At 64.3% G+C, this 24,787-nt stretch carries 20 protein-coding genes; 10 read left to right on the forward strand and 10 right to left on the reverse strand.

Annotation, left to right across the window (positions count from 1 at the left end; all coding sequences use genetic code 11):
• The first annotated feature begins 218 nt into the window (after window positions 1-218).
• From ftsH to RHPLAN_RS10170, 3 genes are all read left to right on the forward strand, one after another.
• On the forward strand, window positions 219-2,144 hold the full coding sequence (ftsH, locus tag RHPLAN_RS10160; protein WP_068016806.1) for an ATP-dependent zinc metalloprotease FtsH: 1,926 nt from the start codon (window positions 219-221) through the stop codon (window positions 2,142-2,144).
• A gap of 314 nt (window positions 2,145-2,458) precedes the next feature.
• A complete protein-coding gene (locus RHPLAN_RS10165; protein ID WP_068016809.1) occupies window positions 2,459-3,193 on the forward strand; it encodes an FkbM family methyltransferase in 735 nt (244 codons plus the stop codon).
• Between the two features lie 76 nt (window positions 3,194-3,269).
• On the forward strand, window positions 3,270-3,884 hold the full coding sequence (locus RHPLAN_RS10170; RefSeq protein ID WP_068016813.1) for a hypothetical protein: 615 nt from the start codon (window positions 3,270-3,272) through the stop codon (window positions 3,882-3,884).
• A 3-nt stretch (window positions 3,885-3,887) separates the two neighbouring features.
• Here RHPLAN_RS10170 and RHPLAN_RS10175 read toward each other — a convergent pair whose 3' ends face one another.
• From RHPLAN_RS10175 to RHPLAN_RS10185, 3 genes are all read right to left on the reverse strand, one after another.
• Complete coding sequence (locus tag RHPLAN_RS10175; RefSeq protein WP_068016815.1) at window positions 3,888-4,571, reverse strand: RraA family protein; 684 nt, start codon at window positions 4,569-4,571, stop codon at window positions 3,888-3,890.
• A 141-nt stretch (window positions 4,572-4,712) separates the two neighbouring features.
• On the reverse strand, window positions 4,713-5,858 hold the full coding sequence (locus tag RHPLAN_RS10180; RefSeq protein WP_068016818.1) for an LLM class flavin-dependent oxidoreductase: 1,146 nt from the start codon (window positions 5,856-5,858) through the stop codon (window positions 4,713-4,715).
• Between the two features lie 38 nt (window positions 5,859-5,896).
• Entirely contained in the window at window positions 5,897-7,045 is a 1,149-nt protein-coding gene (locus RHPLAN_RS10185; RefSeq protein WP_068016821.1) for an MFS transporter, read from the reverse strand.
• Window positions 7,046-7,197: 152 nt separating this feature from the next.
• Between RHPLAN_RS10185 and RHPLAN_RS10190 the strand changes: the two genes are divergently transcribed.
• On the forward strand, window positions 7,198-7,518 hold the full coding sequence (locus RHPLAN_RS10190) for an NIPSNAP family protein (protein ID WP_068016824.1): 321 nt from the start codon (window positions 7,198-7,200) through the stop codon (window positions 7,516-7,518).
• Between the two features lie 92 nt (window positions 7,519-7,610).
• On the opposite strand, the gene RHPLAN_RS10195 is transcribed toward RHPLAN_RS10190, so the two are convergent.
• Together RHPLAN_RS10195 and RHPLAN_RS10200 are read right to left on the reverse strand one after the other, a co-directional pair.
• Window positions 7,611-8,543, reverse strand: a complete 933-nt coding sequence (locus RHPLAN_RS10195) for an IS110 family RNA-guided transposase (RefSeq protein WP_068013030.1) — start codon at window positions 8,541-8,543, stop codon at window positions 7,611-7,613.
• 284 nt (window positions 8,544-8,827) lie between these two features.
• Window positions 8,828-9,856 (reverse strand): Bug family tripartite tricarboxylate transporter substrate binding protein, encoded by a 1,029-nt coding sequence (locus RHPLAN_RS10200; protein ID WP_198164812.1) that lies wholly within the window; start codon window positions 9,854-9,856, stop codon window positions 8,828-8,830.
• Between the two features lie 126 nt (window positions 9,857-9,982).
• Here RHPLAN_RS10200 and RHPLAN_RS10205 point away from each other — a divergent pair, with 126 nt between their 5' ends.
• A complete protein-coding gene (locus RHPLAN_RS10205) occupies window positions 9,983-11,671 on the forward strand; it encodes a thiamine pyrophosphate-binding protein (RefSeq protein WP_068016830.1) in 1,689 nt (562 codons plus the stop codon).
• 159 nt (window positions 11,672-11,830) lie between these two features.
• Here RHPLAN_RS10205 and RHPLAN_RS10210 read toward each other — a convergent pair whose 3' ends face one another.
• Complete coding sequence (locus tag RHPLAN_RS10210; RefSeq protein WP_198164814.1) at window positions 11,831-12,838, reverse strand: ABC transporter substrate-binding protein; 1,008 nt, start codon at window positions 12,836-12,838, stop codon at window positions 11,831-11,833.
• Between the two features lie 178 nt (window positions 12,839-13,016).
• Between RHPLAN_RS10210 and RHPLAN_RS10215 the strand changes: the two genes are divergently transcribed.
• Window positions 13,017-13,682, forward strand: coding sequence for a TetR/AcrR family transcriptional regulator (locus RHPLAN_RS10215; RefSeq protein WP_068016836.1), 666 nt, complete (start codon window positions 13,017-13,019; stop codon window positions 13,680-13,682).
• Here the strand turns inward: RHPLAN_RS10215 and RHPLAN_RS10220 are convergent.
• The 3 genes from RHPLAN_RS10220 to RHPLAN_RS10230 form a co-directional block, all read right to left on the reverse strand.
• Complete coding sequence (locus RHPLAN_RS10220) at window positions 13,679-15,490, reverse strand: B12-binding domain-containing radical SAM protein (RefSeq protein ID WP_068016839.1); 1,812 nt, start codon at window positions 15,488-15,490, stop codon at window positions 13,679-13,681. The genes RHPLAN_RS10215 and RHPLAN_RS10220 overlap by 4 nt on opposite strands.
• 118 nt (window positions 15,491-15,608) lie before the next feature.
• A complete protein-coding gene (locus RHPLAN_RS10225) occupies window positions 15,609-16,721 on the reverse strand; it encodes a carboxylate-amine ligase (protein WP_068016843.1) in 1,113 nt (370 codons plus the stop codon).
• Window positions 16,722-16,940: 219 nt separating this feature from the next.
• The gene (locus tag RHPLAN_RS10230; RefSeq protein ID WP_068016846.1) at window positions 16,941-17,321 is read right to left on the reverse strand and encodes a c-type cytochrome; all 381 of its coding nucleotides are present in this window, start codon (window positions 17,319-17,321) and stop codon (window positions 16,941-16,943) included.
• Between the two features lie 112 nt (window positions 17,322-17,433).
• Between RHPLAN_RS10230 and RHPLAN_RS10235 the strand changes: the two genes are divergently transcribed.
• The 4 genes from RHPLAN_RS10235 to RHPLAN_RS10250 all read left to right on the forward strand — a co-directional run bounded on the left by RHPLAN_RS10235 (window position 17,434) and on the right by RHPLAN_RS10250 (window position 23,287).
• A complete protein-coding gene (locus RHPLAN_RS10235) occupies window positions 17,434-18,927 on the forward strand; it encodes an FAD-linked oxidase C-terminal domain-containing protein (RefSeq protein ID WP_068016849.1) in 1,494 nt (497 codons plus the stop codon).
• A 2-nt stretch (window positions 18,928-18,929) separates the two neighbouring features.
• Window positions 18,930-19,967 (forward strand): LLM class flavin-dependent oxidoreductase, encoded by a 1,038-nt coding sequence (locus RHPLAN_RS10240; RefSeq protein WP_068016852.1) that lies wholly within the window; start codon window positions 18,930-18,932, stop codon window positions 19,965-19,967.
• 117 nt (window positions 19,968-20,084) lie between these two features.
• The gene (locus RHPLAN_RS10245) at window positions 20,085-22,142 is read left to right on the forward strand and encodes an elongation factor G (protein WP_068016855.1); all 2,058 of its coding nucleotides are present in this window, start codon (window positions 20,085-20,087) and stop codon (window positions 22,140-22,142) included.
• A 191-nt stretch (window positions 22,143-22,333) separates the two neighbouring features.
• Window positions 22,334-23,287 carry a hypothetical protein gene (locus RHPLAN_RS10250; RefSeq protein ID WP_157100181.1) on the forward strand — a complete coding sequence of 318 codons (954 nt, stop codon included), beginning with the start codon at window positions 22,334-22,336 and terminating at the stop codon, window positions 23,285-23,287.
• A gap of 14 nt (window positions 23,288-23,301) precedes the next feature.
• Here the strand turns inward: RHPLAN_RS10250 and RHPLAN_RS10255 are convergent, their stop codons facing one another.
• Window positions 23,302-24,636, reverse strand: coding sequence for a phenylacetate--CoA ligase family protein (locus RHPLAN_RS10255; RefSeq protein ID WP_068016861.1), 1,335 nt, complete (start codon window positions 24,634-24,636; stop codon window positions 23,302-23,304).
• Window positions 24,637-24,787 lie beyond the last annotated feature (151 nt).

Here is a 24,787-nt window from a genome sequence, read left to right on the forward strand (position 1 = left end):
CGCAGGTTCGTCAGAAAGGCCCCGAACGGGTTAGAATGCCGCGGATTCGCGGATGCCACCGTGCTTGCGTTCCCTTGGCAGTCGGCCCCTGCGGACCTACATTGGTTAAGCTTTGAGACCACCATCTGTGGTATGTGCCGAAGGCGACCCGGCGCAGAGGACACACGGCGAGCCGGCAAACCAAGGGCAGGGCGCTTCGGCAGGAAAGACTGATCGGGATGAACGCCAATCTTCGTAATTTCGCCCTCTGGGTGATCATTGTTCTGCTGCTGCTGGCGCTGTTCACACTGTTCCAGAATCCGGGCCAGCGCGCCTCCTCGACCGATATTTCGTTCTCGCAGCTCCTGAGCGAAGTGGACGGCGGCAAGGTCCGCGACGTTTTGATCCAGGGGCCGGAGATTCACGGCACCTTCACGGACGGCCGCACCTTCCAGACCTATGCGCCGAGCGATCCGACGCTGGTTCAGCGGCTCTACGGCAAGGGCGTGTCGATCACGGCCCGGCCGCAGGGCGATAGCGTGCCGTGGTTCGTGTCGCTGCTCGTCTCTTGGCTGCCCTTCATCGCGCTGATCGGCGTGTGGATATTCCTGTCGCGCCAGATGCAGGGCGCAGGCGGCAAGGCGCTGGGCTTCGGCAAGAGCCGCGCCAAGCTGCTCACCGAAGCCCATGGCCGCGTCACCTTCGAGGACGTGGCCGGCGTCGACGAGGCCAAGCAGGACCTGCAGGAGATCGTCGAATTCCTGCGCGATCCGTCCAAGTTCCAGCGGCTCGGCGGCCGCATCCCGCGCGGCGTGCTGCTGGTTGGCCCCCCGGGCACCGGCAAGACGCTGATCGCGCGCGCGGTCGCCGGTGAAGCCAACGTGCCGTTCTTCACCATCTCGGGTTCTGACTTTGTCGAGATGTTCGTCGGCGTCGGCGCGAGCCGCGTCCGCGACATGTTCGAGCAGGCCAAGAAGAACGCGCCCTGCATCATCTTCATCGACGAAATCGACGCGGTCGGCCGCCATCGCGGCGCCGGCCTCGGCGGCGGCAACGACGAGCGCGAGCAGACGCTCAACCAGTTGCTCGTCGAGATGGACGGCTTCGAGGCCAACGAAGGCATCATCCTGATCGCCGCGACCAACCGGCCCGACGTGCTCGATCCGGCGCTGCTGCGCCCGGGCCGTTTCGACCGCCAGGTGATCGTGCCCAATCCGGACATCGTTGGCCGCGAGCAGATCCTCAAGGTGCACGTCCGCAAGGTGCCGCTGGCGCCGGACGTCAACCTCAAGACCATCGCGCGCGGCACGCCGGGCTTCTCCGGCGCCGATCTGGCCAACCTCGTCAATGAGGCCGCGCTGATGGCCGCGCGCCGCAACAAGCGCATGGTCACGCAGGGCGAGTTCGAGGATGCCAAGGACAAGGTGATGATGGGCGCCGAACGGAAGTCGCTCGTCATGACCGAGGAAGAAAAGATGCTGACCGCCTATCACGAAGGCGGCCACGCGATCCTGGCGCTGAACGTCAAAGCGACCGATCCGGTGCACAAGGCAACCATCATTCCGCGCGGTCGTGCGCTCGGCATGGTCATGCAGCTGCCGGAGCGCGACAAGCTGTCGATGAGCTTCGAGCAGATGACGTCGCGGCTCGCGATCATGATGGGCGGCCGCGTCGCCGAGGAGATGGTGTTCGGCAAGGAGAAGGTCACATCCGGTGCGCAGTCCGACATCGAGCAGGCCACGCGGCTGGCCCGCATGATGGTCACGCGCTGGGGCTTCTCCGACGAACTGGGCGCCGTGTCTTATGGCGAAAACCAGGACGAGGTGTTCCTCGGCATGTCGGTGGCGCGTCAGCAGAACGTCTCCGAGTCCACCGCCCAGAAGATCGACTCCGAAGTGCGCCGGCTGGTCGAGGAGGGGCACTCCGAGGCCCGCCGCGTGCTTGAAGCCAAGCGCGACGACCTCGAGATCCTGGCCAAGGGTCTGCTCGAGTTCGAGACGCTGTCGGGCGACGAGATCAAGGACTTGCTGGCCGGCAAGCGGCCGACGCGCGAGAGCGTGATCGAACCGCAGACGCCGCGCTCCTCGGCAGTGCCACCGACCGGCAAGAGCCGGCCGCGTCCGGGCCCCGAGACCGGCCCGATGGAGCCGCAACCGCAATCCTAAGGCCGCACCACCCGGCCGACAGCTGCGCCCGCCGCAAGGCGGGCGTTGTTGTTTTCGGGCGGCTCGACGATACTGCGCGGGCTAGACCCTTCCCGCCCGAATTGAAGCACGCCGATGCAACAGGCACACTGTCACCCGCGGGCTTGACCCGCGGGTCCATACGGTGGCGCAAACGACCTAAACTCTTACGACTGCCTTTGCTGCAGCCGCTCATGGATTGCCGGGTCACGGCGCTTGCGCGCCGGCCCGGCAATGACACCGCCGTTGTGGCCAGCTGACGCAGGTTGGCTGAGAACCGGTTAAACACACGCACCATGGCACTTCCGTTCAACGAAAAGCTTCTGATGCTGGTGCCTCCGTCGATCTATTACCGGCGGCGCATCGCCAATGAGATCCGCACCGGCGAGCCCGAGCTTGCGATCCTCGCTGAGCTCATGCCCGATGGAGGCACCGCCATCGACGTGGGCGCCAACCAAGGCTTTTTCGCCTTCGCGCTGTCCGAGGTGGCCGACCGTGTGGTCTCGTTCGAGGCCAATCCGGACTACGCGCGCTTCGCCAAATGGATGCTGCGCGGCCGCGCCGAGGTGCACGAGGTCGCGATCTCCGACCAGCCGGGACGCGCGACGTTCTACGTGCCGCTGTCCGACGAGGGCATGGTGCTGCACTTCGCCGGCAACCTGAAGCAGACCCATTCGCAGTTCAAGAACCAGAAGACCTATGACGTCGAACTGCGCACGCTCGACAGCTTCGCGATCACCGACGTCCGCTTCATCAAGGTCGATGTGGAGGGCTCGGAGCGCGAGGTGCTCGACGGCGCGAAAGAAATCATCGCCCGCGACCGGCCGGGCCTGCTGCTGGAGCTTCTCTCCGGCACCCACGCCGATCCGGGAAGCTACGCCAAGGATATCTGCGAGACCTTCGGCTATGACGCCTTCGTGGTGCAGCACGGCCGGAAGCTGCCGGGCCTGCCGACCATTGCGGCGCTCGGCAAGAACACCAGCTGGGGCACCGAGATCGAGACCAGGAACGTGCTGTTCCTGCCGCGTTAGAATCTTCAGTGTGTCGCATTTTCTGCGGCGAACCGCTGCACACTTCGCCGGAAAATGCTCAAGCGCGGAGCGAACCATGCCGCTGCAGAACCGCGTCGATCCGTTTGGCGAACTCATCGTCACGCCCGCGCGCGGGCTGTTCTTTGGCAATCGCGGCGGCCGCATCCACACCGACGACAAGCGGCTGACCCGGCGGCGCTGGGCTTCACGGCAATGGATCTGCTGCGTGCTGCAATTCAAGAACCGCCATCACGAGGTCTGGGGCCGGCGCTACACCGCGTTGTTCTTTCTCGACGAGCCGACCGCGCTCGCCGCCGGCCACCGGCCGTGCTTCGAATGCCGGCGCAAGGAGGCCGAGGCGTTTGCCGAAAAGTGGCGTCAAGCCTTCGGACTGGAATCACGCCCGCGCGCGCCGGAGATGGACGAGCGCTTGCAGGCCGAACGGCTCGACGGCCGTGCCAAGCGAACGCACCGGCGCAAGATCGATGAGCTTCCCGATGGAGCTTTTATCGCGCTGGAGGGCGAGCCTTACGTGGTGCGTGGCGCCTCACTCTTGCATTGGACGCCGCAAGGCTACGACGCACGCAAGCGCCGTCCGCACGGCACCACGGTCGATGTCCTGACGCCGCCGGCGATGCTGGGCGTGCTCAAGGCCGGCTATCAGCCGCATTGGCATCCGAGCACATGTTGAAGGTCACCCCTTCATCGCCGCCTTGATGGCTTCCAGCCCTTTGCCGGCCTTTGCCGCCTCGATGATCTTCGCTTCCTTCGCCGCAAGCCCGGGCGCTGCGGCCTTCATCGGATCAATCGTCTCGATCGGCACGACGACCGCGCCATGCTGGTCGGCGTGGATGAGGTCGCCGCTGCGCACCGCCATGCCGTGAATGTTCACGGCGAGCCCGAAGTCCACCACATGCACGAAGGCATGCGACGGCGAGATCGAGCCGGCCAGCATCTGGAAGCCAGGGGCGACCTGCGGGATGTCGCGGATCGAGCCGTTGGTGATGGTGCCGAGGCATCCCAGCGCCTTGTGCACGTTGGTCTGCACCTCGCCCCAGAATGCGCCGAAGCCGACGATCTCGTCGATGTCCTGGATCACCGCGATGCCGGGCTGAGGCTCGGCCGCGATGTAGTCGAGATAATCGAGCCGCTTGTTCATGTAGCCCGCTTCGCCGAGCGGCACGCGGTCCTGCGCCCGCATGGTCACGGTCTTGGCGAAGCCCACCATCGGCGGCAGGTCGGGGAAGGGACAGTGCAGATGTCGCACCGTGTAGCCGAAGCCGCGGCGCTCAGGTGCTACGATCTCCAGCAGATTGCAGACGGTCGGCGTGTCGATCGAGCGCAGGAATTCGAATTGGCCCGGTGTCACGGTCGGCATGGCGTTTCCCCTCTTTCTCCCCACGGTCATTCCGGGGCGCCGCGAAGCGGCGAACCCGGAATCCCGTACCGCAAGAACTCACTCTTCGTCTGGATTCCGGGTTCGCGCCTTTGGCGCGCCCCGGAATGACCGTGGAGAGTGTTACACAAAATCTCTCAATCCCGCCTGCTTCAGCAGCGGATAGGTCTTGTCGCGGAAATCACGCATGCCGTCTTCGTAACGCGGAAACGCCACCAGCACGCCATCGAGGCCCGCCTTTGACAGCATCATCAGCCGGTCCACCACCTGCTCGCGCGTGCCGATCACCGGCAGTCCGCCCCAGCCCTGGATGAAAGCCTCCTGCAGCGGCTTGATGCGCTCCGGCGGCACGTTGCGCTTGTTGGTCTCGAGCGAAAAAATCTCGACCATGTTTTTCGCGGCGTCCCAATCGCCGCGCTTGTGCACATAGTCGTCGTAAAAGGCGCGGGCCTCCGCCTCGGTCTCGCCCTGCACGATGTTGACCAGCGTCCACACCTTGATGTCGCGGCCGTACTGCTCGCGGGCGAGCGTGTGATAGGCCTGCACATGGGCGCGGCATTCGTCGAATCCGCCGGTGCGGATCACGGTAAACACCAGGTCGCAGTGCTTCACCGCATAGTGCCGGCCGAGATCGGAGGCGCCGGCGTTCATGATCGCAGGGTAGGGATATTGAATGGGCTTCGGCGCGAGGTAGCCCTTTTTGATCTTGAAGAAACGGCCCTCGTGATCGAAGGAATCATCCTCGGTCCACAACCGCTTGATGATGCCGAGCCATTCTTCCGCGCAGGCGTAGCGCTCCTCGTGGGACAGGAATGGCTGGTTGAACATCTCGATCTCCGGCTGAACCCAGCCGGTGACGACGTTGAGGATGAAGCGGCCGTCGGAGATGTGGTCGATTGCTGCCGATTGCTTCGCCGCGATGATCGGATGGTTGATGGTGATGTGCGATGTCGAGACCACGCCGCTGTTTTGCGTGGAGGCCGAGATGCCGGCCGCCCAGGTGTAGGTCTCGAAGCCCGGTCCCTGCGGATTGAGCTTGCCGCCCCAGCCCATCCAGCGCGCCACCGGCACCAGCGCCTCGAACTCCATCTCGTCGGCGAGCTTCGCCAGCGCCACGGTGTTCGGCCAGGTGATGTCGAGCCGGCCGTCGAGGTCGCTCATCACGCAGCCGGAATCGAGATTGGTCTGGAACGTGCCGAGCTTCAGGCGCCGCGTGCTCAACGCCGGATTGGTTTCGAGCCGGTCTTTTTGTCTCGGCCGCATGGTCATGGCATTCCGTCCCGTCGTCTTGTTTTGTGAACTGAAGTCTAGCGTTTCCAGAACAGCGCCACGATGGTCGTCATGATCGCCAGCATGCCGAGCACCAGCGCCAGCGAATAGGGCCATCCGCCGGCTTCATAGGCGTGTCCCGGGAGCCAGCCGCCGAAGGTGCCGCCGAAGTAGAACGACATCACGTAAAGGCCGACCGCAGCCGAGGTGCCGGTCTTGGCCGTGGTCGCGACGAAGCTCGTCGATGAGGCTTGGGTGAGGATGCCGCAGGTCGAGGCGATGATCAGGCACACAATGATGGCCGGCACCGACGGGATCAGGCTCAGCAGCATGCCCACAGCCCACACCGCGAACACGCAGAGCACGAAGGTCTTGCGGCCGAGCCAGGCGATGGCCGGGCCGAGCCACAGCGCAGCCACTGAGCCGAACAGATAGACCACGAAGACCGAGCCGAGGAAGGCCGGCGATTTGTTGAACGGCGGCGCCGCGAGATGGAAGCTGAGATAGGTGAAGGTCGCGATGAAGTTGAACAGCACGCCGAAACCGACCGCATAGATCGACAGCAGCAGCGGGTTGCGCAGATGCGCGACCATCTGGCGCAGCGACGTGCCGAGATTGCTGGCGCTGACGAACTTCTTCTCCGGCGTCAGCAGCCACGTCACCATGACGAAGCAGATCACCGAGCCGCAAGCGAGCGCCAGAAAGCCGCCGCGCCAGCCGATATATTCTGTGAGCATGCCGGGCACGAAGCGCCCCAGGAAGCCGCCGACCGACGAGGCCGAGGCGTAGATGCCGAACACGGCGTTGGCCTCGTTGGGCGGGAACTCGCCGCCCACATAGGCGATGGTCACGGCGAAGATCGGCGGCAGCAGCAGGCCGTGGATGAAGCGCCAGAAGATGATCTGGTTGAGTGTCGGCGCCAGCGCCGTCATGGTGGCGGGAATGAGCAGCAGCGCCAGCGCGATGACGATCAGGCGCTTGCGCCCCAGCACATCGGACAGCGCGCCGGTGAACGGCGCGGTGACAGCGACAGCCAGTGTGCCGGCGGTGATCACCGGGCTGATATCGGCCGCGCCGACACCGAACTCCTGCGACATCATCGGCAGCACGGATTGTGGCGCGTAAAGATGCAGGAACGCGCCGATGGCGCAGAAGGCGACGGCGATGCGGCGTCGGTCGGCAAACATCCGTAGGACCATTCTTTGGACCATCGCCCGTGGGAGCGCAATTGGCTAGTGCCTGCGGCGCGGGAGGCTCTGACGCGCCGGCTATTGACCGCACGGCCCGGGCTTCGAACACTCGGTCCACGCGCCATCCGGGCGCCTTTGGGAGGATTTCAGTGATCGTCGACCACCGCACCTATCGCATCAAGCCCACCGGAATGCAGAAGCACCTCGACATCTACGGCGAGTTCGGCTTTGCGGCGCAGTCGCGCCACCTCGGCAAGCCGCATGCCTACATGTTCGCCGAGTCCGGCGACATGAACACGCTGGTGCACCAGTGGGTCTACGAGGACGCCGCCGACCGCGCCAAGCGCCGCGCCGCAATGATGGCCGACCCCGAGTGGCAGATTTACCTCAAGAAGCTCGCCGAGTCGGAGCTCCTGGTCGACCAGCGCACCTCGCTGATGATCCCGACCAAGTTCGCACCGATGAAGTAGGATTGTTGAAGCAATCCACGCTTGGACGACATCGGCGGTCAGCTCCCTCTCCCCAGCGGGGAGAGGGTTGGGGTGAGCGACTGTCTCGCGTGTCAAGCGATTTGCCATGGTCGTTTGTCCCGCACGATGGCGTTGAGGATAGTCAGCAGTTTTCTGGCGACTGCGATAATGGCGACCATCTTCGGCTTGCCGGCCTTGGTCAGGCGATTGAAGAAGGCCTTCAAGACCGGGTTGTGCCGCATGGCGACCATCGCGCCCATGAACAACGCGGTGCGCACGGATTTGCGACCGCCGCCAATAAAGCTCCGCCCCTTCCACTGGCCGGACTGGCGGGTGAAGGGGGCAAGCCCTGCGAGCGCAGCGATCTGTTTGCGGCTGAGCGTGCCGAGTTCGGGCAGATCGGCAATGAGCGTGCGCGAGATGATCGGGCCGATGCCTGGCACGGAGGCGAGCAGATCCTCCTTCTCGCGCCAAGCCGGCGAGCCGCGCACGCTGTCGTCGATCTCGCTATCGAGCTCGGCGAGTTCCTTCTCCAGCATGCCGATGACCCGGCGGATGCTTTTGCGCAGGCGCGACACGGCTATCCGCTTCTCGCGCTGGCTTTCCGCGCCGATCATCTCGATGATCTGCCGGCGGCGGGCGACGAGATCGGCCAGAAGCTGCGTTGCCTCGTCTGCCAAGGGCCGCGGCTGCGGCTTCGTCGCCTCCGCGAAGTGGGCGATCACAGCGGCATCGATCGGGTCGGTCTTAGCGCGCTGCCCGAGCGCCTTGGCAAAGGCTCGGATTTGGGCCGGGTTGACGACGACAACAGGAAGCGCCGCGGCAGCCAAAGAGGCTGCCACCACCGTTTCAAAGCCGCCGGTGGCTTCCAACGCAATAATCCCCGGCGCCAGGGCCCGCATCCGCTCGATCAACCGACCCACGCCGGATGCATTGCGCGTCACCACAAACAGCTCCCCACCGGGGCGCACAGCCACGTCCAGGCGGTCTTTCGAGACGTCGATACCGACAGCGATGATGTCCATGGCGACCCGTCCTTGCCTAATCGAGCTTTGCTTCTTGCGGCCCAGGCGACTGTTCGGGTTCGATGGAACGGCGGGCGGGGCGCCAAGCTCACCCACGGTCTTGCAAGACCTCGGGGTTTGCGGACACCCGCCCGTCACCGCGACCACAACTTTAGACGAGTCGCGGCTATGAGAATTACAAGGGGGCCTAACTCTTTCGATAGACCGTACCCCCTCACCCGCCTCGCTTTCGCGAGGCGACCTCTCCCCATGGGAGAGGTGAAGGGTTGGTGCCGCCTTCGCGCCTACTTCTCCCCCGACAGAAGCTTCAACGCGCGGGCCTTCTGCTCGGGCGCGACATCCCTCACCACCGCGCTCACCGTGCGGAGCGTGGTGTCCGGATCGGTGTATTCGATGATCCGCTCCATCCTCTCGCCCTCGGCGATCAGTTGCGGGATCGCCAATGTTTCCTTGATGGCTTCGCGGAGGTAGGCGAGGCGCGCCGCTGGAATCCCAGGCGGGGCCATCAGCAGGCGGCCAGTGCCTTCGAGGTTGGCGAGGAAATCCATCGCCCACACCCGATCGGGAGCGATCTTCGCCGCCTCGAATATCGTCGGCCGGTCCTGGAAGAACCGCGACTTGGTGCGTGAGATCGTCGCCAGCGCCCAGTTCTGTTTCGACTTCACCAAGTTGTTGGCCGAGGATTCCGGCACGTAGACCGCGTCCATCTCGCCGCGCGTCACCGCGAGCCCTGCATCCGCGCTGCCCTTGTAGCCTTGCACGATATGGCAATCGAGGTTCAGCGCCTCGCAGGTGAAGGCTGCGCCGATGCCGAGCCCCGAGGTGCCGCCGGAGGACGCCCAGCGCCATTTCATCTTGGCATCGATCGCCTGCTGCACCTCGCGGATCGGCGATTCCGGCGGCACCAGCCAGAGCCCGGGCGGCGCACCGACGGTCGCGAGATAGGTGAACTTGGTGAGATCGAAGCGCGCGGCCTGGTCGCCGGTGAGTTGCGCAATGCCGGCCATGGTGCCCTGGGTGAGCGAGATCTGCAGCCCGTCCGGCGGCGCGATGTAGAGCTTGTTCAGCGCAACGAGCCCGCCCGCGCCCGGCTGGTTCTCGACGATCACGGTGGTGCCGAGCGTCTTGGAAAGATACGGCGCGATCAGGCGCGAGAACACGTCGTAGCCGCCGCCGACGCCGGAGCCCACGATCATGCGCACGGTCTTGCCGGCGTAGAATGCTTTCTCGGATTCTTGCGACTGGGCCGGAGCGACCCACGCGATCATGGAAACCGTCAACGACAGAACGACAGCCCAGCAGCGCCTCGGCATCTTCGTCTCCCCCTGAATTTGGACACCATCGTAACGGCCGATGGCGGCCGATTGGAAGATCATGCCGAGCCCCTTACGCATGGCTGCCACGTGCTATAACCGCCGCAAATGTGAGGGAGAGACGAAATGCTGCGCGCCAATGACGGCACCCGCACCGGCGGTGAAATCCTGGTCGATCAATTGCTGGTTCATGGTGTGCAGCATGTGTTCTGCGTGCCGGGCGAGAGCTATCTCGCGGCGCTCGACGCATTCTACGACCGGCCGATCAAGCTCACGGTCTGCCGCCAGGAGGGCGGCGCGACCATGGCGGCGGAAGCCATCGGCAAGGTGACCGGGCGGCCGGGCGTGGCCTTCGTCACCCGCGGCCCTGGCGCCACCAATGCGTCGCCGGGCATCCACATCGCGCGGCAGGATTCCACGCCGCTGATCGTGTTCGTCGGACAGGTGGCGCGCGAGATGCGCGACCGCGAGGCCTTCCAGGAACTCGACTATCGCGCGGTGTTCGGCACCATGGCCAAGTGGGCGACCGAGATCGACGACCCGGCGCGCATCCCGGAGATCGTGTCGCGTGCCTTCTACACCGCCTGCAACGGCCGGCCCGGCCCGGTGGTGATCGCGTTGCCGGAGGACATGCTGGTCGAACGCGCGGCGGTGCCGGACGCGCCGTCGTTCGAACCGGTCGAGACCTGGCCGGGCCTTGCCGACATGGCGAAGCTGCAGAAGCTTCTGTGGGCCGCGAAGTCGCCGATCGTGCTCGCCGGCGGCAGCCGCTGGTCGGAGCAGGCGACGGCGTCGCTCGCGCGCTTTGCCGAGCGCTTCGACGTGCCGGTCGCGACCACGTTCCGCCGGACGCATCTGATCGACACGCTGCATCCGAGCTACGCGGGCGACGTCGGCCTCGGCATCAACCCGAAGCTGCTCGCGCGTATCAAGGCCTCGGATCTGATCGTGCTGATCGGCGGGCGCCTGAGCGAAATTCCCTCGCAGAGCTATTCGCTGCTCGACATTCCGGGGCCGCGCCAGACGCTGGTGCATGTGCACCCCGGCGCGGAAGAGCTCGGCCGCGTCTATCATCCGCATCTCGCGATCAATGCGGCGCCGACCGGCTTCGCGGCGGCTCTTGAAGGGTTGCAGCCGCCGAACGAGATCACCTGGCGCGCGGCGACCAAGGCGGCGCACGCCGACTATCTCGAATGGACCGAGAAGGCGACGCCGCAGCCCGGCGGCGTCAATCTCGGTGAAATCGTGGTCTGGTTGCGCGACAACCTGCCGCCGGATTCGTTCATCACCACCGGTGCCGGGAATTTCTCGGCCTGGGTGCATCGCTTCTATCGCTTCCGGCGGTTCGCCACCCACATCGGCCCGTGCTCGGGCTCGATGGGCTACGGCGTGCCGTCGGCGCTCGGCGTCAAGCGCGCGTTCCCGGAGCGCACGGTGGTGTGCTTCGCGGGCGATGGTGACTTCCTGATGAACGGCCAGGAGTTCATGACCGCCGTGCAGTACGACATCCCGTTCATCATCGTGGTGGTCGATAACGGCACTTACGGCACCATCCGCATGCACCAGGAGCGCGAATATCCGACCCGCGTCGTGGCGACCGAATTGAAGAATCCGGACTTTGCCGCCTATGCCAAGGCGTTCGGCGGCTTCGGCATCATGGTGGACAAGACCGCGGACTTTGCCGCGGCCTTCCGCGCGGCGGAGAAATCCGGCAAGCCCTCGATCATCCACCTCAAGGTCGACACCAACGCCTCGACGCCGGGGATGACGCTGGAAGGCATCCGGCAGAAGTCGCTGACGAGCGCGAAGGCGTAGCAAGTGCGGCAGGTGTCCCGGGCGCAGTGCAGCGCGAAGCGGTGCACTGCAGACCCGGGACCCCGGTTTGTCTCGTAAGAAACCGGGACCTCGCGTCTGCGGCGCACCACTCGCTACGCTCGCGCTGCGCCGCGCGCGGGGAACGCCGCAGCCATCGAGCTACTTCAGCCGCGCCGCGGCCTCCTTCACGATGCTCAGGTCGGCGTATTTGTTGACGTCGATCGGCGCGCGGATGAAGCCCAGCGCCCGCGTCGCCTCGACGTTGGCCTGCAGCGCCGTCATGTCCGGCATCAGGTTGCCGTTGCGCGCGTAGTCCTGCGCGGTGAACAGCCAGGAAAACCGTTCCGGAGGAATCTTGGTGAGCCGCGACGCGATCTGCACCGCCTCGTCGTGATTGGCCGGGTCGAGATACCAGCGCACCACGCGCAGCGCGTCCTCCATGAAGTCGACCAGGGCAGCGCGGTTCTTGTCGATGAAGCTTTTCCGCGCGGTCCACACGATCATCTGCGTGATGCCGAACGCGTCACGCTGCGTGAACAGCACGCGGCCCTTCTCGCGCAGCTCGGGATCGTACTGGAACGGCACCACGCTGCAGATCAGGTCGGTCTTCTTTTCGAGCAGCATCGCCTTCTGCGCCGGCAGCGGCGCCTCGATGTGGGTGTAGTCGCGCTTGTCCTCGAGGCCGTGCTTCTTCAGCATCGCGCGCATCGCGATGTCGACCGCAGCTCCCGCGGCGTTGCTCGACACCACCTTGCCCTTGAGGTCTTCGACCTTCTGGATCGGGCTGTCCTTCAGCACGAAGTACTGCGTCGTCGATGCACCGGGCACGCCGTCCTGGAACTGATCGGAAATGATTCGCAGATCGTCCATCCCGGCGTTCTGGATCGCGATGCCGAGCGACGAGTACGAGTGATTGCCGATCTCGATTTCGTTCGCGGCCATCGCCTGCACCAGCGCCGGTGTGCCGTTCACGCGCACCACTTCGAGCGTGTAGGACTTGCCGTTGTGCTTCAGCAGTTCAGGCTTCTCGGGGAGAAGCGGCGCCCAGTCCGATGGCGCGACGACATAGCTCACGCGGATCTTCACCGGCTCGGCAAACGCCACGCCCGCCACGAGCGTGGCGGCAAGAACCGGCAGAGCGAGTTTCAGAATTCGAACTTGTCGCACTTGGGCCTCCCGCCAGAACTTTTGATTTTGGCGAAAGCCTATCACCGCGGTTGGCCGCTGCATCGGCAAAAACTGTGCAATGAAGTGCCGTGGACTTCGCCTTCAACCAGCCGATGCTTGCAATTGCGAACAAGACTCTGAATCATAGTTCAGTCTTTCGAATCGGGGCGTCGTTTCAATGGCCTACCGCCGCACGGCTAACGTGGTCCGCAGGCTGAATGCGCGCCACGACGCGATCGTGACCGCGGCGCGGGAGGCGGCCGCCGAGGGCGGCATGGCGGCGGTCCAGATCGTGCCGGTCGCCGAGCGGGCAGGCGTCGCGGCCGGGACCGTCTATCGCTATTTCCCGGCCAAGATCGATCTGGTCGGCGCGCTGGTGGAAGCCGTGGCCGAGCGCGAGATCGAGGCGGTGCGAAGCGCCGCGGACGCCGCGCCGGGTCCGCTGTCAGCGCTGGTCGCCGCGATCGCAACTTTCAGCGCTCGCGCGCTGCGGCATCGGCGTCTGGCCTGGGCGATGATCGGTGAGCCGGTCGACAACGAGGTCGATCAGTTCAGGCAGAATTATCGCAAGGTCCTGGCCGGCAAGATCGAGGCGCGCATCCGCGCGGCGATCGATGGCAAGCACCTGCCGGAGCAGGATGCCGGGCTCGCGGCGGCCGCGGTGGTCGGCGCGATGCTGGAAGGCCTGATCGGCCCGCTCGCACCCGAGGCGGCCGACGATCCGGCGCGCACCCGCGACACCGTACAGGCGCTCATTCTGTTCACACTGCGCGGGCTTGGCGTCGTCGATGCCCGCGCCCGCGGTCTCGTGGTCCAGGCGAAGCTTCCAGCCGACAGCGATTAGGGCGCTCGGGCGAAGGAGCGTCCTGCCGGCGTGGTCAATTCTTTGATCTTGCGAGCGTGTTCGACGGCCACCTGAGCGGCTTTGCTGTGCGTCAAGAGCTGCAAGCCGGCGGCATCATCTGCTTCAACCGGGGCAATCGCCGTGTCGACATAGGTGTGGCGTTTCGGATCTTTTTTGATCGTACGGCGCAACCCGTCGATCCAAAGCCATAGCCGCGCGAACTGCAACATCTTGATCGCAGATTCAGCCGCGTATCGTGGGTAGAACAGCCAGACTGGCTCAAGCGGCATCGCCGGACGGCGATCCCTGCGGTGCTTGATCCTGATAATGCCACTCTGCAGCGGGTGAACTTTCTCGATCGCGACCATTGATGAAAACATGAACAGCATCGACGCGAGACGCGAAATGCCGGTGTTCGTCGCCGCGGCGCGCCGCAACAGGCGTTCGATGTGCTCGCGCGAATAATAACTCGACCATGCGCGCGCATAGGTCTGCTCCCAGGCGTCACGGCTCATGCGTGGATGCGCCGTGACAACGTGCTCGACGTCATAGCGGTTCATATCCGCGTCCATCGCGACGCCCTTGTTGAAAAGGACCTTGTGGTCTTCGGATCCCGGCAGCGGCGTCAGACAGAAAAATTCGAGGATGTCCAACGGCAACTCGCGCTGGATGATCGCGATATCCTCTGCAATGCTCTCGGGCGTGTCGTTCGGGAAGCCGAGAATATATCCGGCGTAGGTGATGACGCCGGTCCGCTTCCAGGCCCGCAGCATTTCCCGGTACTCGGTGATCTTGTTCTGCCGCTTTTTGGCTGCCGCGAGATTTTCCGGGTTGATGCTTTCGAGCCCCAGGAACACGCGTGCGGTGCCTGCCGCCTGGGCTTTTTCGATGAAGCCGGGAATCTTGTGGCAAAGCGTATCCACCTGAATGATGAGCTTGATATCGATCTTTCCGGACGCGGTGAACTCCCTGCGCAAGGCGCTGAGCCGGTCCAGAATCGCTTCCCAATCCTTGTTTCGCGCGAAATTGTCGTCGGTCACGAAGAACCAGTTGACGCCCTGGGCAACGTTCTCGCGCACGATTCTTTCGATATCGTCGGCATCGCGCCCGCGCGATTTGCGGCCCTGCACATTGATGATGGTGCAGAATGAACACTGATAAGGACAACCGCGTCCTGCATCGAAGCTGGTCTGTTTCGCATAGGTGCGCTTGAGAAAATCGTAGGGCAACACCGGCGTCGGCGCGCCTTGGAGCGAAGGCAAATCGTTCAGGTGGTTATAGATCGGCTTCAATGCGCCTCGCGCGGCGTCGGCGAGCAGCCCGTCGCAGCGCCCTTCCAGTTCGCCGGCATAAAGGGTGACGCCAAGGTCGATCGCTTCCTGCAGATCGGGCTGGATCCGCGGCAACATCGCGAGACACCCGGAGACGTGAAAGCCGCCGATGGCCACCGAAATTCCAGCCGCGCGCAGCGGCCGCGCGATGTCCATCGCACGCGGAAACTGGTTGGACTGCACGCCGACCAGAAACACCAGACCGAAATGACCCTCCGCGCGAAACCGCTCGATGAGTCGATCGATTCGGATGCGCGTGTTGATCTCGTCCGCGACGCTGATGTCGATTGGCGTGTCCGCCCCAAGGACATTTCGACGGCGACTGTCTTCGACCAGGCTATAGACGACGGCGAGCGAGTTCGATGCAACGAAGGACCGGAACCATTGAATGACGTAACCCTCGTCGTCGTAGTGCGACGGCTTGATCAGAGCGACCTGGAATCGCCTTGCCGCACGAGATCGATGGTCCGACGGCATCGAAATCCGTCCCCCAAGCTGAAATTGTCCGTCGCAAGCTGGGCGGCTTGGCGCGCCAACAGACGGTCGGGCCCGGCCGGACCCGACTTAGTCTTATCTCACCGGACGGGGCGGATGGCTACTGCACGGTCGCTTCGGCGAGCCATTCGGTCACGGCGCTGAGCGCCTGGGCGCGTCCCCTCGCAGGACCGTGCTGCTCGTAGACTGCCATCTGCGTGTCGGCCGACGTGCCGGAGCCGACGATGATCGCGCAGCGCTCCATCTCGGTGCGGCAACCGAGCGACTCGGCGTCCACCGCCGTCTCCTCGATCACCTGGTTGGTGAAGTCCGCGATGGTGATCGCGCCATTGTCGCCGACGAACGTGCCGTGCACGCCGTAGCGCTGAGCCCGCCACTTGTTCTCCACGACGATGGCGCGCTTCACCGCGTCGATGTCGCGGTTGAGCTGCGGATTGCGCGTGAGCCGCAGCGCGAGGGAGCGCCACAGCGCGGCGATCGCAATCGAATCGTCGACCCGCGTCGGACAGTCCGGCGCGCGCAATTCCAGCGTCGGATGCTTGAGCGAGGGCCGCATCGACCACCACACATAGCTCGCATCCTGCATCACCCCGGCCTTCACCAGCGCATCGACGTAAGCCTCGAACTCGTCCTTGTTGCGAAAGAGCTCGGGCACGCCGGTGCGTGGCAACTCGTCGTAAGCCGCGAGGCGGTAACCCTTCAGCCCGGTCGGCCGCGAGCGCCAGAACGGCGATGATGTCGACAGCGCGATGAACAACGGCAGATAGGGCAGCATCCGCGTCATGACGTCGACGCGCTCGTCCGGATCGGGCAATTCGACATGCACATGCAGGCCGCACAGCATGTTGCGCTGCCCGATCATCTGCAGATCGTCCATCACCGCGTCATAGCGCTCGCCCTCGGACTGCTGCGACCAGCCCCAGTCGGCGGTCGGATGCGTGCCGGCCGCAAGAATCGCCAGCCCATGGTCGGCTGCGATCTTCGCCACCGTCTGGCGCAGGTGGCGCAGTTCCGCATGTGCGGTGCGGATGTCGCGATGCGGGAGCGTCGCGACCTCGATCTGCGACTGCAAGAATTCGCCTTCGACTTGGTCGTTGGTCGCGGCCTTGGCGGCGCGCAGAAACGCCTCCGGCATGGCGCGCGTCGGCATCTTGGTCTCGGCGTTGACCAGGAAGTATTCTTCCTCGATGCCAAATGAAAAATTATCCCTCATGCCCACTCCGGCGGTTCTCCGACGTGAAGCTTGCAGTGGCTCGGTCGCTGTTTTCGGACTGCGGCTTCTCAACTGCACAAAAGGTTCCAACGATTCGATGAGGCGCCCGGTGTTAACGCACCCGGCTCGCTAGAACTGCCGAGGCTCAAAAACGTTCCGCGCGCCCCAAGGGACGCGCGGACATTGCGAAAAATCGTCGATTCGAACGGTTTGCAGCCGTTATTTGCTGCCGTCGGCCTTGAATTGCTTCAGATAGGCCCAGAGGTTGGCAATTTCCGCGTCGTTCTTGATGCCGGCAAAGGCCATCTTGGTGCCGGGCACGCGGGTCATTGGATTCTGGATGTATTCCTTGAACGTCTGCTCGTTCCAGGTGATCTCGGCCTTCTTGTTGGCTTCGCTGTAATTGTAGTCGGGCGCGGTGCCGGACTTGCGGCCGTCGATGCCGTTCAGCACCGGGCCGATCTTGTTGCGGGCGTCTTCGCCGACCGAATGGCATGGTCCGCATTTGCGGAATGACTGCTCGCCCGCGGCAAGATCCTGCGCGTGCGCAATTCCCACGGTGGCAGCGAGAATCGCGCCGCCCAATACCAGCAATCTCATAACGGGTTTCTCCTTGTGGCCCCGGGCACCATTTCGGTCCGGACAATGCGGTTGTACAATTACACAGATAGGGACTTCAACGCTTTAGAACCGTTTTAGATCGAGCCCACCCATGTCCGTGATCATGCCAGACCTCGACCAGGCCGTGCTCGCCCGCCGGGCCGAGATCGTCGAGGCGCTGTCGGCCATCGTGCCGGGCGAGGGGGTGATCTCCGCCGAGCGGGCCATGCGGCCCTTCGAATCCGACGGGCTCACCGCCTACAAGCAACTGCCCATGGTCGTGGTGCTGCCCGAGACAACGGACCAGGTCGCCAAGGTGCTGCGCTATTGCCACGACCACGGCATCCGCGTGGTGCCGCGCGGGGCCGGCACCTCGCTGTCCGGCGGCGCGCTGCCGCTCGCCGACGGCGTGCTGCTCGGCATGGGCAAGTTCAACCGGATCCGCGAGCTCGATTTCTCGAACCGCGTGGCGGTGGTCGAGCCCGGCGTCACCAACCTCGCCATCAGCAAGGCGGTGGAGCACGAGGCATTCTATTACGCGCCCGATCCGTCGTCGCAGATCGCCTGCACCATCGGCGGCAACGTCGCTGAGAATTCCGGCGGCGTGCACTGCCTGAAATACGGCATGACCACCAACAACCTTCTCGGCGTCGAGATGGTGCTGATGACCGGCGAGGTGCTGCGCCTCGGCGGCAAGCATCTCGACGCCGGCGGCTACGACCTGATCGGTGTCATCACCGGCTCGGAGGGGCTGCTCGGCGTTGTCACCGAGGTGACGGTGCGCATCCTCAAGAAGCCCGAGACCGCGCGCGCCGTGCTGGTCGGTTTTCCGAGCGCCGAGGATTCCGGCGAATGCGTGTCGCGCATCATCGGCGCAGGCATTATCCCCGGCGGCATGGAGATGATGGACAAGCCCGCGATCCACGCCACGGAAGAATTCGTGCATGCCGGCTATCCGCTGGACGTCGAAGCACTGCTGATCGTCGAGCTCGATGGCCCCGCGGCCGAGGTCGACCATCTGATCGAGCGCGTCGAAACCATCGCGCGCGGCTGCAACGCGGTGAGCTGCAAGGTCTCGACCTCGGAAGAGGAGCGGCTTCTGTTCTGGGCCGGCCGCAAGGCCGCGTTCCCGGCGGTCGGCCGCATCTCGCCCGACTACTACTGCATGGACGGCACCATCCCGCGCGCCAAGCTGCCGCTGGTGTTGCGGAGGATCCGCGAACTATCGGAACACTACGGGCTGCGCGTCGCCAACGTGTTCCACGCCGGCGACGGAAACCTGCATCCGCTGATTCTCTATGACGCCAACAAGCCCGGCGAATTGGAGAAGACCGAGGAGTTCGGCGGCGAGATTCTCAAGCTCTGCGTCGAGGTCGGCGGCGTGCTCACCGGCGAGCATGGCGTCGGTGTCGAGAAGCGCGACCTGATGCCCGCGATGTTCTCGGAAGAGGATTTGAACCAGCAGCAGCGGCTCAAATGCGCGTTCGACGCGCGGGGCCTGCTCAATCCCGGCAAGGTGTTTCCGAAGCTGCACCGCTGCGCCGAGCTCGGCCACCTCCACATTCACGCCGGCAAGCTGCCGTTTCCGGACATCCCGCGGTTTTGACCATGCAATTCGGAATTTTCGGCTCGGCCCAGGCCAGCACCGCCGATCTCGGCCCGGACACCGGGCAAGGCTTCCGCGATTATCTCGATATGGCGGTCGAGGCCGAGCGGCTTGGCTATCGCTCGAGCTTCCTGGTCGAGCACCATTTCACCGGCTGGAATCAGGTTTCGGCGACATTGATGCTGCAGACCGCGCTCGCCATGCGCACCCCGAAGCTCCGGCTCGGCACCGCGGTGATCGTGCTGCCCTGGCACAATCCGGTGCTGCTCGCCGAGCAGGCCGCAACGCTTGATCTGATCTCGAATGGCCGTTTCGATTTCGGCATCGGCAAGGGCTATCGGCACAACGAGTTCGCAGGCTTTCACATTCCCATCGACGAAGCCGAGGTGCGCTTCGAGGAATGCGTCGAGGTGATGACGAAGGCGTTCGTGTCGCGCGAGCGGTTCTCTCATCGCGGCCGGTTCTGGCAGTTCGACGACATCGTGGTCGAGCCGCCGCCGTCGCAGAAGCCGCATCCGCCGTTCTGGGTGGCGGCGGCGAGCGAGGCCTCGATCAAGCGCGCCGCGCGGCGCGGCTTCAATCTGATCCTCGATCAGTATGCCTCGCCCGAACAGCTCGGCCAGCGCATCGCGCTCTATCGTGCCGAGCGGCAGGCGGCGGGTTTGCCATACGAACCGATGCAGGTTGCGGTGGCGCGGCAGATGCACGTGGCCGACAGCAAGGCCGACGCGGCAAACGCGCTGAAGCGCGCCGCGGGCCACACCCAGCGCACCGTGGATGTTTCACGTCTGCCGGGCGGAAAAACCGGTTCTCACGTGCTGTCTTACGCCGACACGCCTGGCGCGACCGAGGCGCACGCGCTTTACGATACGCCGGAAGGCATTTGTGAGAAGCTTGAAGCGCTGCAGAAGGCCGGTGTTGCCTATGTATTGCTCACCACGCTTGGCGGGCCACAGCAATTGCGCCGTTTTGCGCGTGAAATCATGCCTGGTTTTTTAAGCGAGCACTCCGAGACGTCAGGCGTGCCAAGCTTCGTTTAATGCATCGGGGCGAACCTCGCCCCTTGCCATCGCCACAATCCCCTGAGACGATGACATACCGGCGTCACACAGAGCGGCCGGACAAAACCGGCCGTGCGGCGCCAAAGGGAGGCGTCGATGGCAGCTGCAAATGGCAATGGCGGCACAAGAGCGCAGGGTCCCCGGTGCATCGCGCTGGTGGGCCCCTTCCAGGCTGGAAAAACCACTCTTCTCGAAGCAATTCTGACGCGCACTGACGCGATCCAGCGCCAGGGCACGATCGAGGCCGGCACCACGGTCGGCGATTCATCGCACGAGGCGCGCCATCACAAGATGAGCGTCGAGCTCACCGTCGCCACCACGAGCTTCATGGGCGACAGTTACACCTTCATCGATTGTCCAGGATCGATCGAATTCGTTCACGACATGCGCGCGGCGCTGCCCGCGGTCGACGCAGCAGTCGTGGTCTGCGAGGCCGACGAAAAGAAGATTCCGCAGCTTCAGCTCATCCTGCGCGAGCTCGAAGAGCAGAACATCCCGCGCTTTCTGTTCCTCAACAAGATCGACAAGGCCGAAGCCAACCTGATGGAGGCGCTGCAGCTGCTGCAGCCGGCCTCGCGCAAGCCGCTGGTGCTGCGCCAGATCCCGATCTGGAACGGCGACATCATCTCGGGCTTCGTCGATCTCGCGCTGGAGCGCGCCCATGTCTACAAGGAGCACACTGCGTCCGAAGTCGTGCCGCTCGAAGGCGACAGCCTCGAGCGCGGCAAGACGGCGCGGTTCTCGATGCTGGAGAAGCTCGCCGACCATGACGACGAGTTGATGGAACAGCTCCTCGAAGACATCCCGCCCCCACGCGACAAGGTGTTCGACGATCTTGCCAAGGAGCTGCGCGACGGGCTCGTCGTGCCTGTGCTGATGGGGGCCGCGACCCGCACCAACGGCGTGCTGCGATTGCTGAAGGCGTTGCGTCACGAGGCGCCGAATGTCGAGACGACCGCGAAGCGGCTCGGCATCGGCGGCAACGATCCCGTGGCCTATGTGCTCAAGACCTTCAACTCCAGCCACGTCGGCAAGATGTCGGTGGCGCGCGTCCTCTGCGGCCAGATCGGCGACGGCACGACATTGCTGTCGCCCGAGCGCGAGGCCGGCAGGGTGTCCGGCACTTTCAAGCTCCTGGGAGCGTCGAGCGAAAAGCGCGGTCAGGCCCAGGCCGGCGAGACCGTCGCGTTCGGCAAGCTCGATCAGGCCAAGACCGGCGATACGCTGAGTGCCGGCAAGCAGGCCCACGCCGCAGTGGCCGAGGTGCAGCCTTACGCGCCGGTGCTGGCGATCTCGGTGTCGGCGAAAGAGCGCAAGGACGACGTCAAGCTCGGCCAGGCGCTGCACAAGCTGGTCGAGGAGGATCCCTCGATCTGCGTCGTGCACAATGCCGACACCCACGAGGTGGTGCTGTGGGGGCAGGGCGAGATGCACCTGCGCGTCGCATCCGAACGTCTCGCGGACCGTTTCGGCGTCGGCATCATCACCGGCCGGCCGAGCGTCGGCTACAACGAGACCATCCGGAAAAGCATCGTCCAGCGCGGCCGTCATAAGAAGCAGTCCGGCGGCCACGGCCAGTTCGGCGACGTGGTGCTCGACATCAAGCCGTTGCCGCGCGGCACGGGCTTCAAGTTCGAGGACAAGATCACCGGCGGCGTCGTGCCGCGCAATTACATTCCGTCGGTGGAGGAGGGCGCGATCAACGCGCTCAAGCACGGGCCTCTCGGCTTCCCGGTGGTCGACGTGCAGGTGGCGCTGGTCGACGGCTCGTATCACACCGTCGATTCATCGGACATGGCGTTCCAGACCGCGGCTCGCATCGGCATCAACGAAGGCCTGCCGCAGTGCCAGCCTGTGTTGCTCGAGCCCATTTACCTCGTGGAGATCGTGTGCCCGACCGACGCCTCCGCCAGGATGAATGCGATTCTCGCGGGCCGCCGCGGCCAGATTCTCGGCTTCGACACCCGTGACGGGTGGGACGGCTGGGACGTGGTGCGGGCCAAGATGCCGGAGTCCGAGATCACCGACCTCATCATCGAGGTCCGCTCGGCCACGGCCGGGGCCGGTTCCTTCACCTTCAAGTTCGACCATATGGCCGAATTGACCGGGAAAACCGCCGATCAGATCGTCGCGGCGCGCCGTGCTGCGGAATAGCGGAGTACCATCAAAGGCATAAAAGCCACACCTCGGGGATCAATTGTCTTGTGGGTCATGATTCTCGTTCATGGCCCACAATCCTGCATTGTGGAGCGTTCTCTCGGATGGAATAGTGCGCCATTGGGCTGTGGCTTTTGCAGGGGGCTGCTTCGGTGGGCGCACGCAAATCCTTTTGGCGTTCCGGCACGATGCTGGGTGGTTCGATCGGAGCGGTGTTCCTGTCGATCTGGAGCGCCCAGGCCGCAGACTTGCCGATGTTCACCAAGGCGCCGGCCTGGACGACGCCGAGCTATCCCGGCCAGGCCGTTGATGGCCTGAACGGCAAGATCGAAGCCCTGGGCGGACGGCTGGGCCACAACACCATCGCCGCTTCGCAAGGTTCGATTTCGATCCCGCTGGCTTCTTCCTACGGCGCGCAGATCGATCTGAGCGGAGGCTCGTTTGGTGGCCGGGGTTTCGGTCATGTGGGCGGACACTTGTTCTGGCGCGATCCAGGCAAGGGTCTGCTCGGCATCTACACCAGTTATACGCGCTGGAATGAATTCGGCGGCGTCTACGTCGGCAACGTCGCGGCGGAAGGTGAATATTATTTCGGACGCTTCACTCTCCAGGGAATTGCCGGTGTGGAGTTCGGCAATTCGGTGTCCAACACGACCTTCGCATCGAGCACGATTGCTCCAGGTGGGCCCGGTGGCGCCGCCGGCCTTGCGACCACCTCCAGCTTTTTCGAAGGCTACGACGTCAAGACGCGGTTCTTCGATCAGATCAACCTGAAATATTACATCGGCGACAATTGGGACGTTTTCGCGGGCCATCGTTATCAAGGCGGAAAACACGCGCTGGCGCTGGGCACCGAAGTCGGTATGCCGGTCGGCCGCGGTGGAATGGCGACGGCGTTTGCCGAGGCCCGAATCGGAGAGGGCGACTTCCAGGGAGTCTGGGGCGGTCTGCGCTTCTACTTCGGCAACAAGGATAAGACCTTGATGAAGCGGCACCGCGAGGACGATCCAGTGAACTGGGGTGCCAGCAATCTGTTCAGCATCATCAACAACCACACGACCTCGTCTGGCGCGACGACGACGCAGTTCTGCAACCCCGGTGACACGCTGTTCAGAGATGGGACCTGCGGTGAGCCAGGCTGACGTCTGACCTATATTTAGTCCGGTCCGGCCGTCATCTCTCGCACGAATATTGGAATTTTGACGCGCGTGCGCGCCCCCGGCAATTCGTCCATCGGCCGGTAATCGACTTTCAAGTCTTGCCACCATTGCTGCCGCAGCAGCGCCGTCATCGCGGTGAAATCCATCTGCTCGCGCGGCATGGTGCCGGGGACGAAGCGGAATTCGCATCGATCTTCGCCCGTTTGAGCCACCTGGAAGGCGAGCGCGCCGAGATAGTCGATGACGCGGGATGCGGGCAGCACCGGCCGCATCCTGAAGCCGCCGGAAAATTCGAAGATGACTGGTTCCTTGCCGACGACCGTGCTCAACGCGGGCAGCGCTCGTTCGCAGCCATGCCAATGCGGCGACATCGCCTGGTCTGCATGGTCGTAGCGGATCAACGGCATGGCGTAGTTATACAGCGGCGTCGCGACAACCCAGCCAAGTTGCCCCGGCGACGCCGGGCGATCGTCGTCGCTCAGCAGTTCGATCAGCGTCGTCTCGGAGTGAACGTGGAATTGGCCGCATTGCGGACAGCACGTCGCCATCAGGCCGCATTCGTTGCTCGCGTAGATATTCAGGCTTCGCCAGCCGTATTCGTGAACGATGACGTCCCTCGTCGAGTCCATGAGCCGGTCCGCGCTCGTCATGATGACGATCGGCCCCAAGGATCGCAGGCGACGGTCCTTGTCCCAGCCCGTGAGCAATTCAAGCTCGACAGGATTGATGCTGAGGCAGTTCGGACGGAATTCGATCAGATGCTCCAGAATGGTGGGAAGTCCGAGTGACTCCGGCAGATCGAGGCGCGGGCCGAATATCTCCATCAATTCGAATTGGACCACCCAACCCTTCCGGTGTCTGGGCGTCGAGAGAGGCGGCTTTTCCCGGGGAAAGGTTCCGACCCGGGCAAAGCGCGACGTGGGATCCAGGCCGTACCAGTTGAGCGCGCGCAACATAAGCGCCGGCCATACGAGGTCGCCGGCGAGCTGGCTGTGGGCCACCTGAACCGGCTCGCCGGTCGATCCGGATGTCGAAAGTACCTGTGTTCCGCCGTGATGTGAGGGCAGTTCGGGGGAGCGCAGCGCATTGCCAGCGGCGCGGACCTCGCTTCGCGTCAGCAGCGGAATCCTGGGCCATGCATCCCAGTCGATGCTGCCGTCATTCCGAAACAGCGGCGCGAGCCGCCCGCTGTCGCGATAGAACGGCACATTCGCATGCGCATGCCGGACGAGCGGCTCCAGCAATTCGCGCTGATGCGCTTGCATCGCCGCGGGCGGCATGAACTGGGTTTTGTTCAGGGTCTCCAGAAACGCGAAGACGGTTTCTTTCATGATCTGAACCGGAGCGGCCTGGGACAGGGAAAGCCCTCCATATCAGCGATGATAGGCGAGGCCACAAGCCTTGACCATCGAAGCCCTGACCATCGAAGCCTTGGCTATCGAAAGCCCTGGCCATCGACGGACCGGCCGGTGAAGTGGCCCG

Origin of the sequence: Rhodoplanes sp. Z2-YC6860 (genome assembly GCF_001579845.1) — a bacterium.
In the GTDB taxonomy this organism is placed as follows: domain Bacteria; phylum Pseudomonadota; class Alphaproteobacteria; order Rhizobiales; family Xanthobacteraceae; genus Z2-YC6860.

Coding starts and splice junctions, on each gene's coding strand:
- RHPLAN_RS10255 (WP_068016861.1), bottom strand. CDS start 24,636: ATGAAAGAAACCGTCTTCGCGTTTCTGGAGACCCTGAACAAAACCCAG.
- RHPLAN_RS10205 (WP_068016830.1), top strand. CDS start 9,983: ATGCTGCGCGCCAATGACGGCACCCGCACCGGCGGTGAAATCCTGGTC.
- RHPLAN_RS10235 (WP_068016849.1), top strand. CDS start 17,434: ATGTCCGTGATCATGCCAGACCTCGACCAGGCCGTGCTCGCCCGCCGG.
- RHPLAN_RS10195 (WP_068013030.1), bottom strand. CDS start 8,543: ATGGACATCATCGCTGTCGGTATCGACGTCTCGAAAGACCGCCTGGAC.
- RHPLAN_RS10225 (WP_068016843.1), bottom strand. CDS start 16,721: ATGAGGGATAATTTTTCATTTGGCATCGAGGAAGAATACTTCCTGGTC.
- RHPLAN_RS10250 (WP_157100181.1), top strand. CDS start 22,334: ATGCTGGGTGGTTCGATCGGAGCGGTGTTCCTGTCGATCTGGAGCGCC.
- RHPLAN_RS10180 (WP_068016818.1), bottom strand. CDS start 5,858: ATGACCATGCGGCCGAGACAAAAAGACCGGCTCGAAACCAATCCGGCG.
- RHPLAN_RS10215 (WP_068016836.1), top strand. CDS start 13,017: ATGGCCTACCGCCGCACGGCTAACGTGGTCCGCAGGCTGAATGCGCGC.
- RHPLAN_RS10185 (WP_068016821.1), bottom strand. CDS start 7,045: ATGTTTGCCGACCGACGCCGCATCGCCGTCGCCTTCTGCGCCATCGGC.
- RHPLAN_RS10200 (WP_198164812.1), bottom strand. CDS start 9,856: ATGCCGAGGCGCTGCTGGGCTGTCGTTCTGTCGTTGACGGTTTCCATG.
- RHPLAN_RS10165 (WP_068016809.1), top strand. CDS start 2,459: ATGGCACTTCCGTTCAACGAAAAGCTTCTGATGCTGGTGCCTCCGTCG.
- RHPLAN_RS10240 (WP_068016852.1), top strand. CDS start 18,930: ATGCAATTCGGAATTTTCGGCTCGGCCCAGGCCAGCACCGCCGATCTC.
- RHPLAN_RS10245 (WP_068016855.1), top strand. CDS start 20,085: ATGGCAGCTGCAAATGGCAATGGCGGCACAAGAGCGCAGGGTCCCCGG.
- RHPLAN_RS10220 (WP_068016839.1), bottom strand. CDS start 15,490: ATGCCGTCGGACCATCGATCTCGTGCGGCAAGGCGATTCCAGGTCGCT.
- ftsH (WP_068016806.1), top strand. CDS start 219: ATGAACGCCAATCTTCGTAATTTCGCCCTCTGGGTGATCATTGTTCTG.
- RHPLAN_RS10170 (WP_068016813.1), top strand. CDS start 3,270: ATGCCGCTGCAGAACCGCGTCGATCCGTTTGGCGAACTCATCGTCACG.
- RHPLAN_RS10230 (WP_068016846.1), bottom strand. CDS start 17,321: ATGAGATTGCTGGTATTGGGCGGCGCGATTCTCGCTGCCACCGTGGGA.
- RHPLAN_RS10175 (WP_068016815.1), bottom strand. CDS start 4,571: ATGCCGACCGTGACACCGGGCCAATTCGAATTCCTGCGCTCGATCGAC.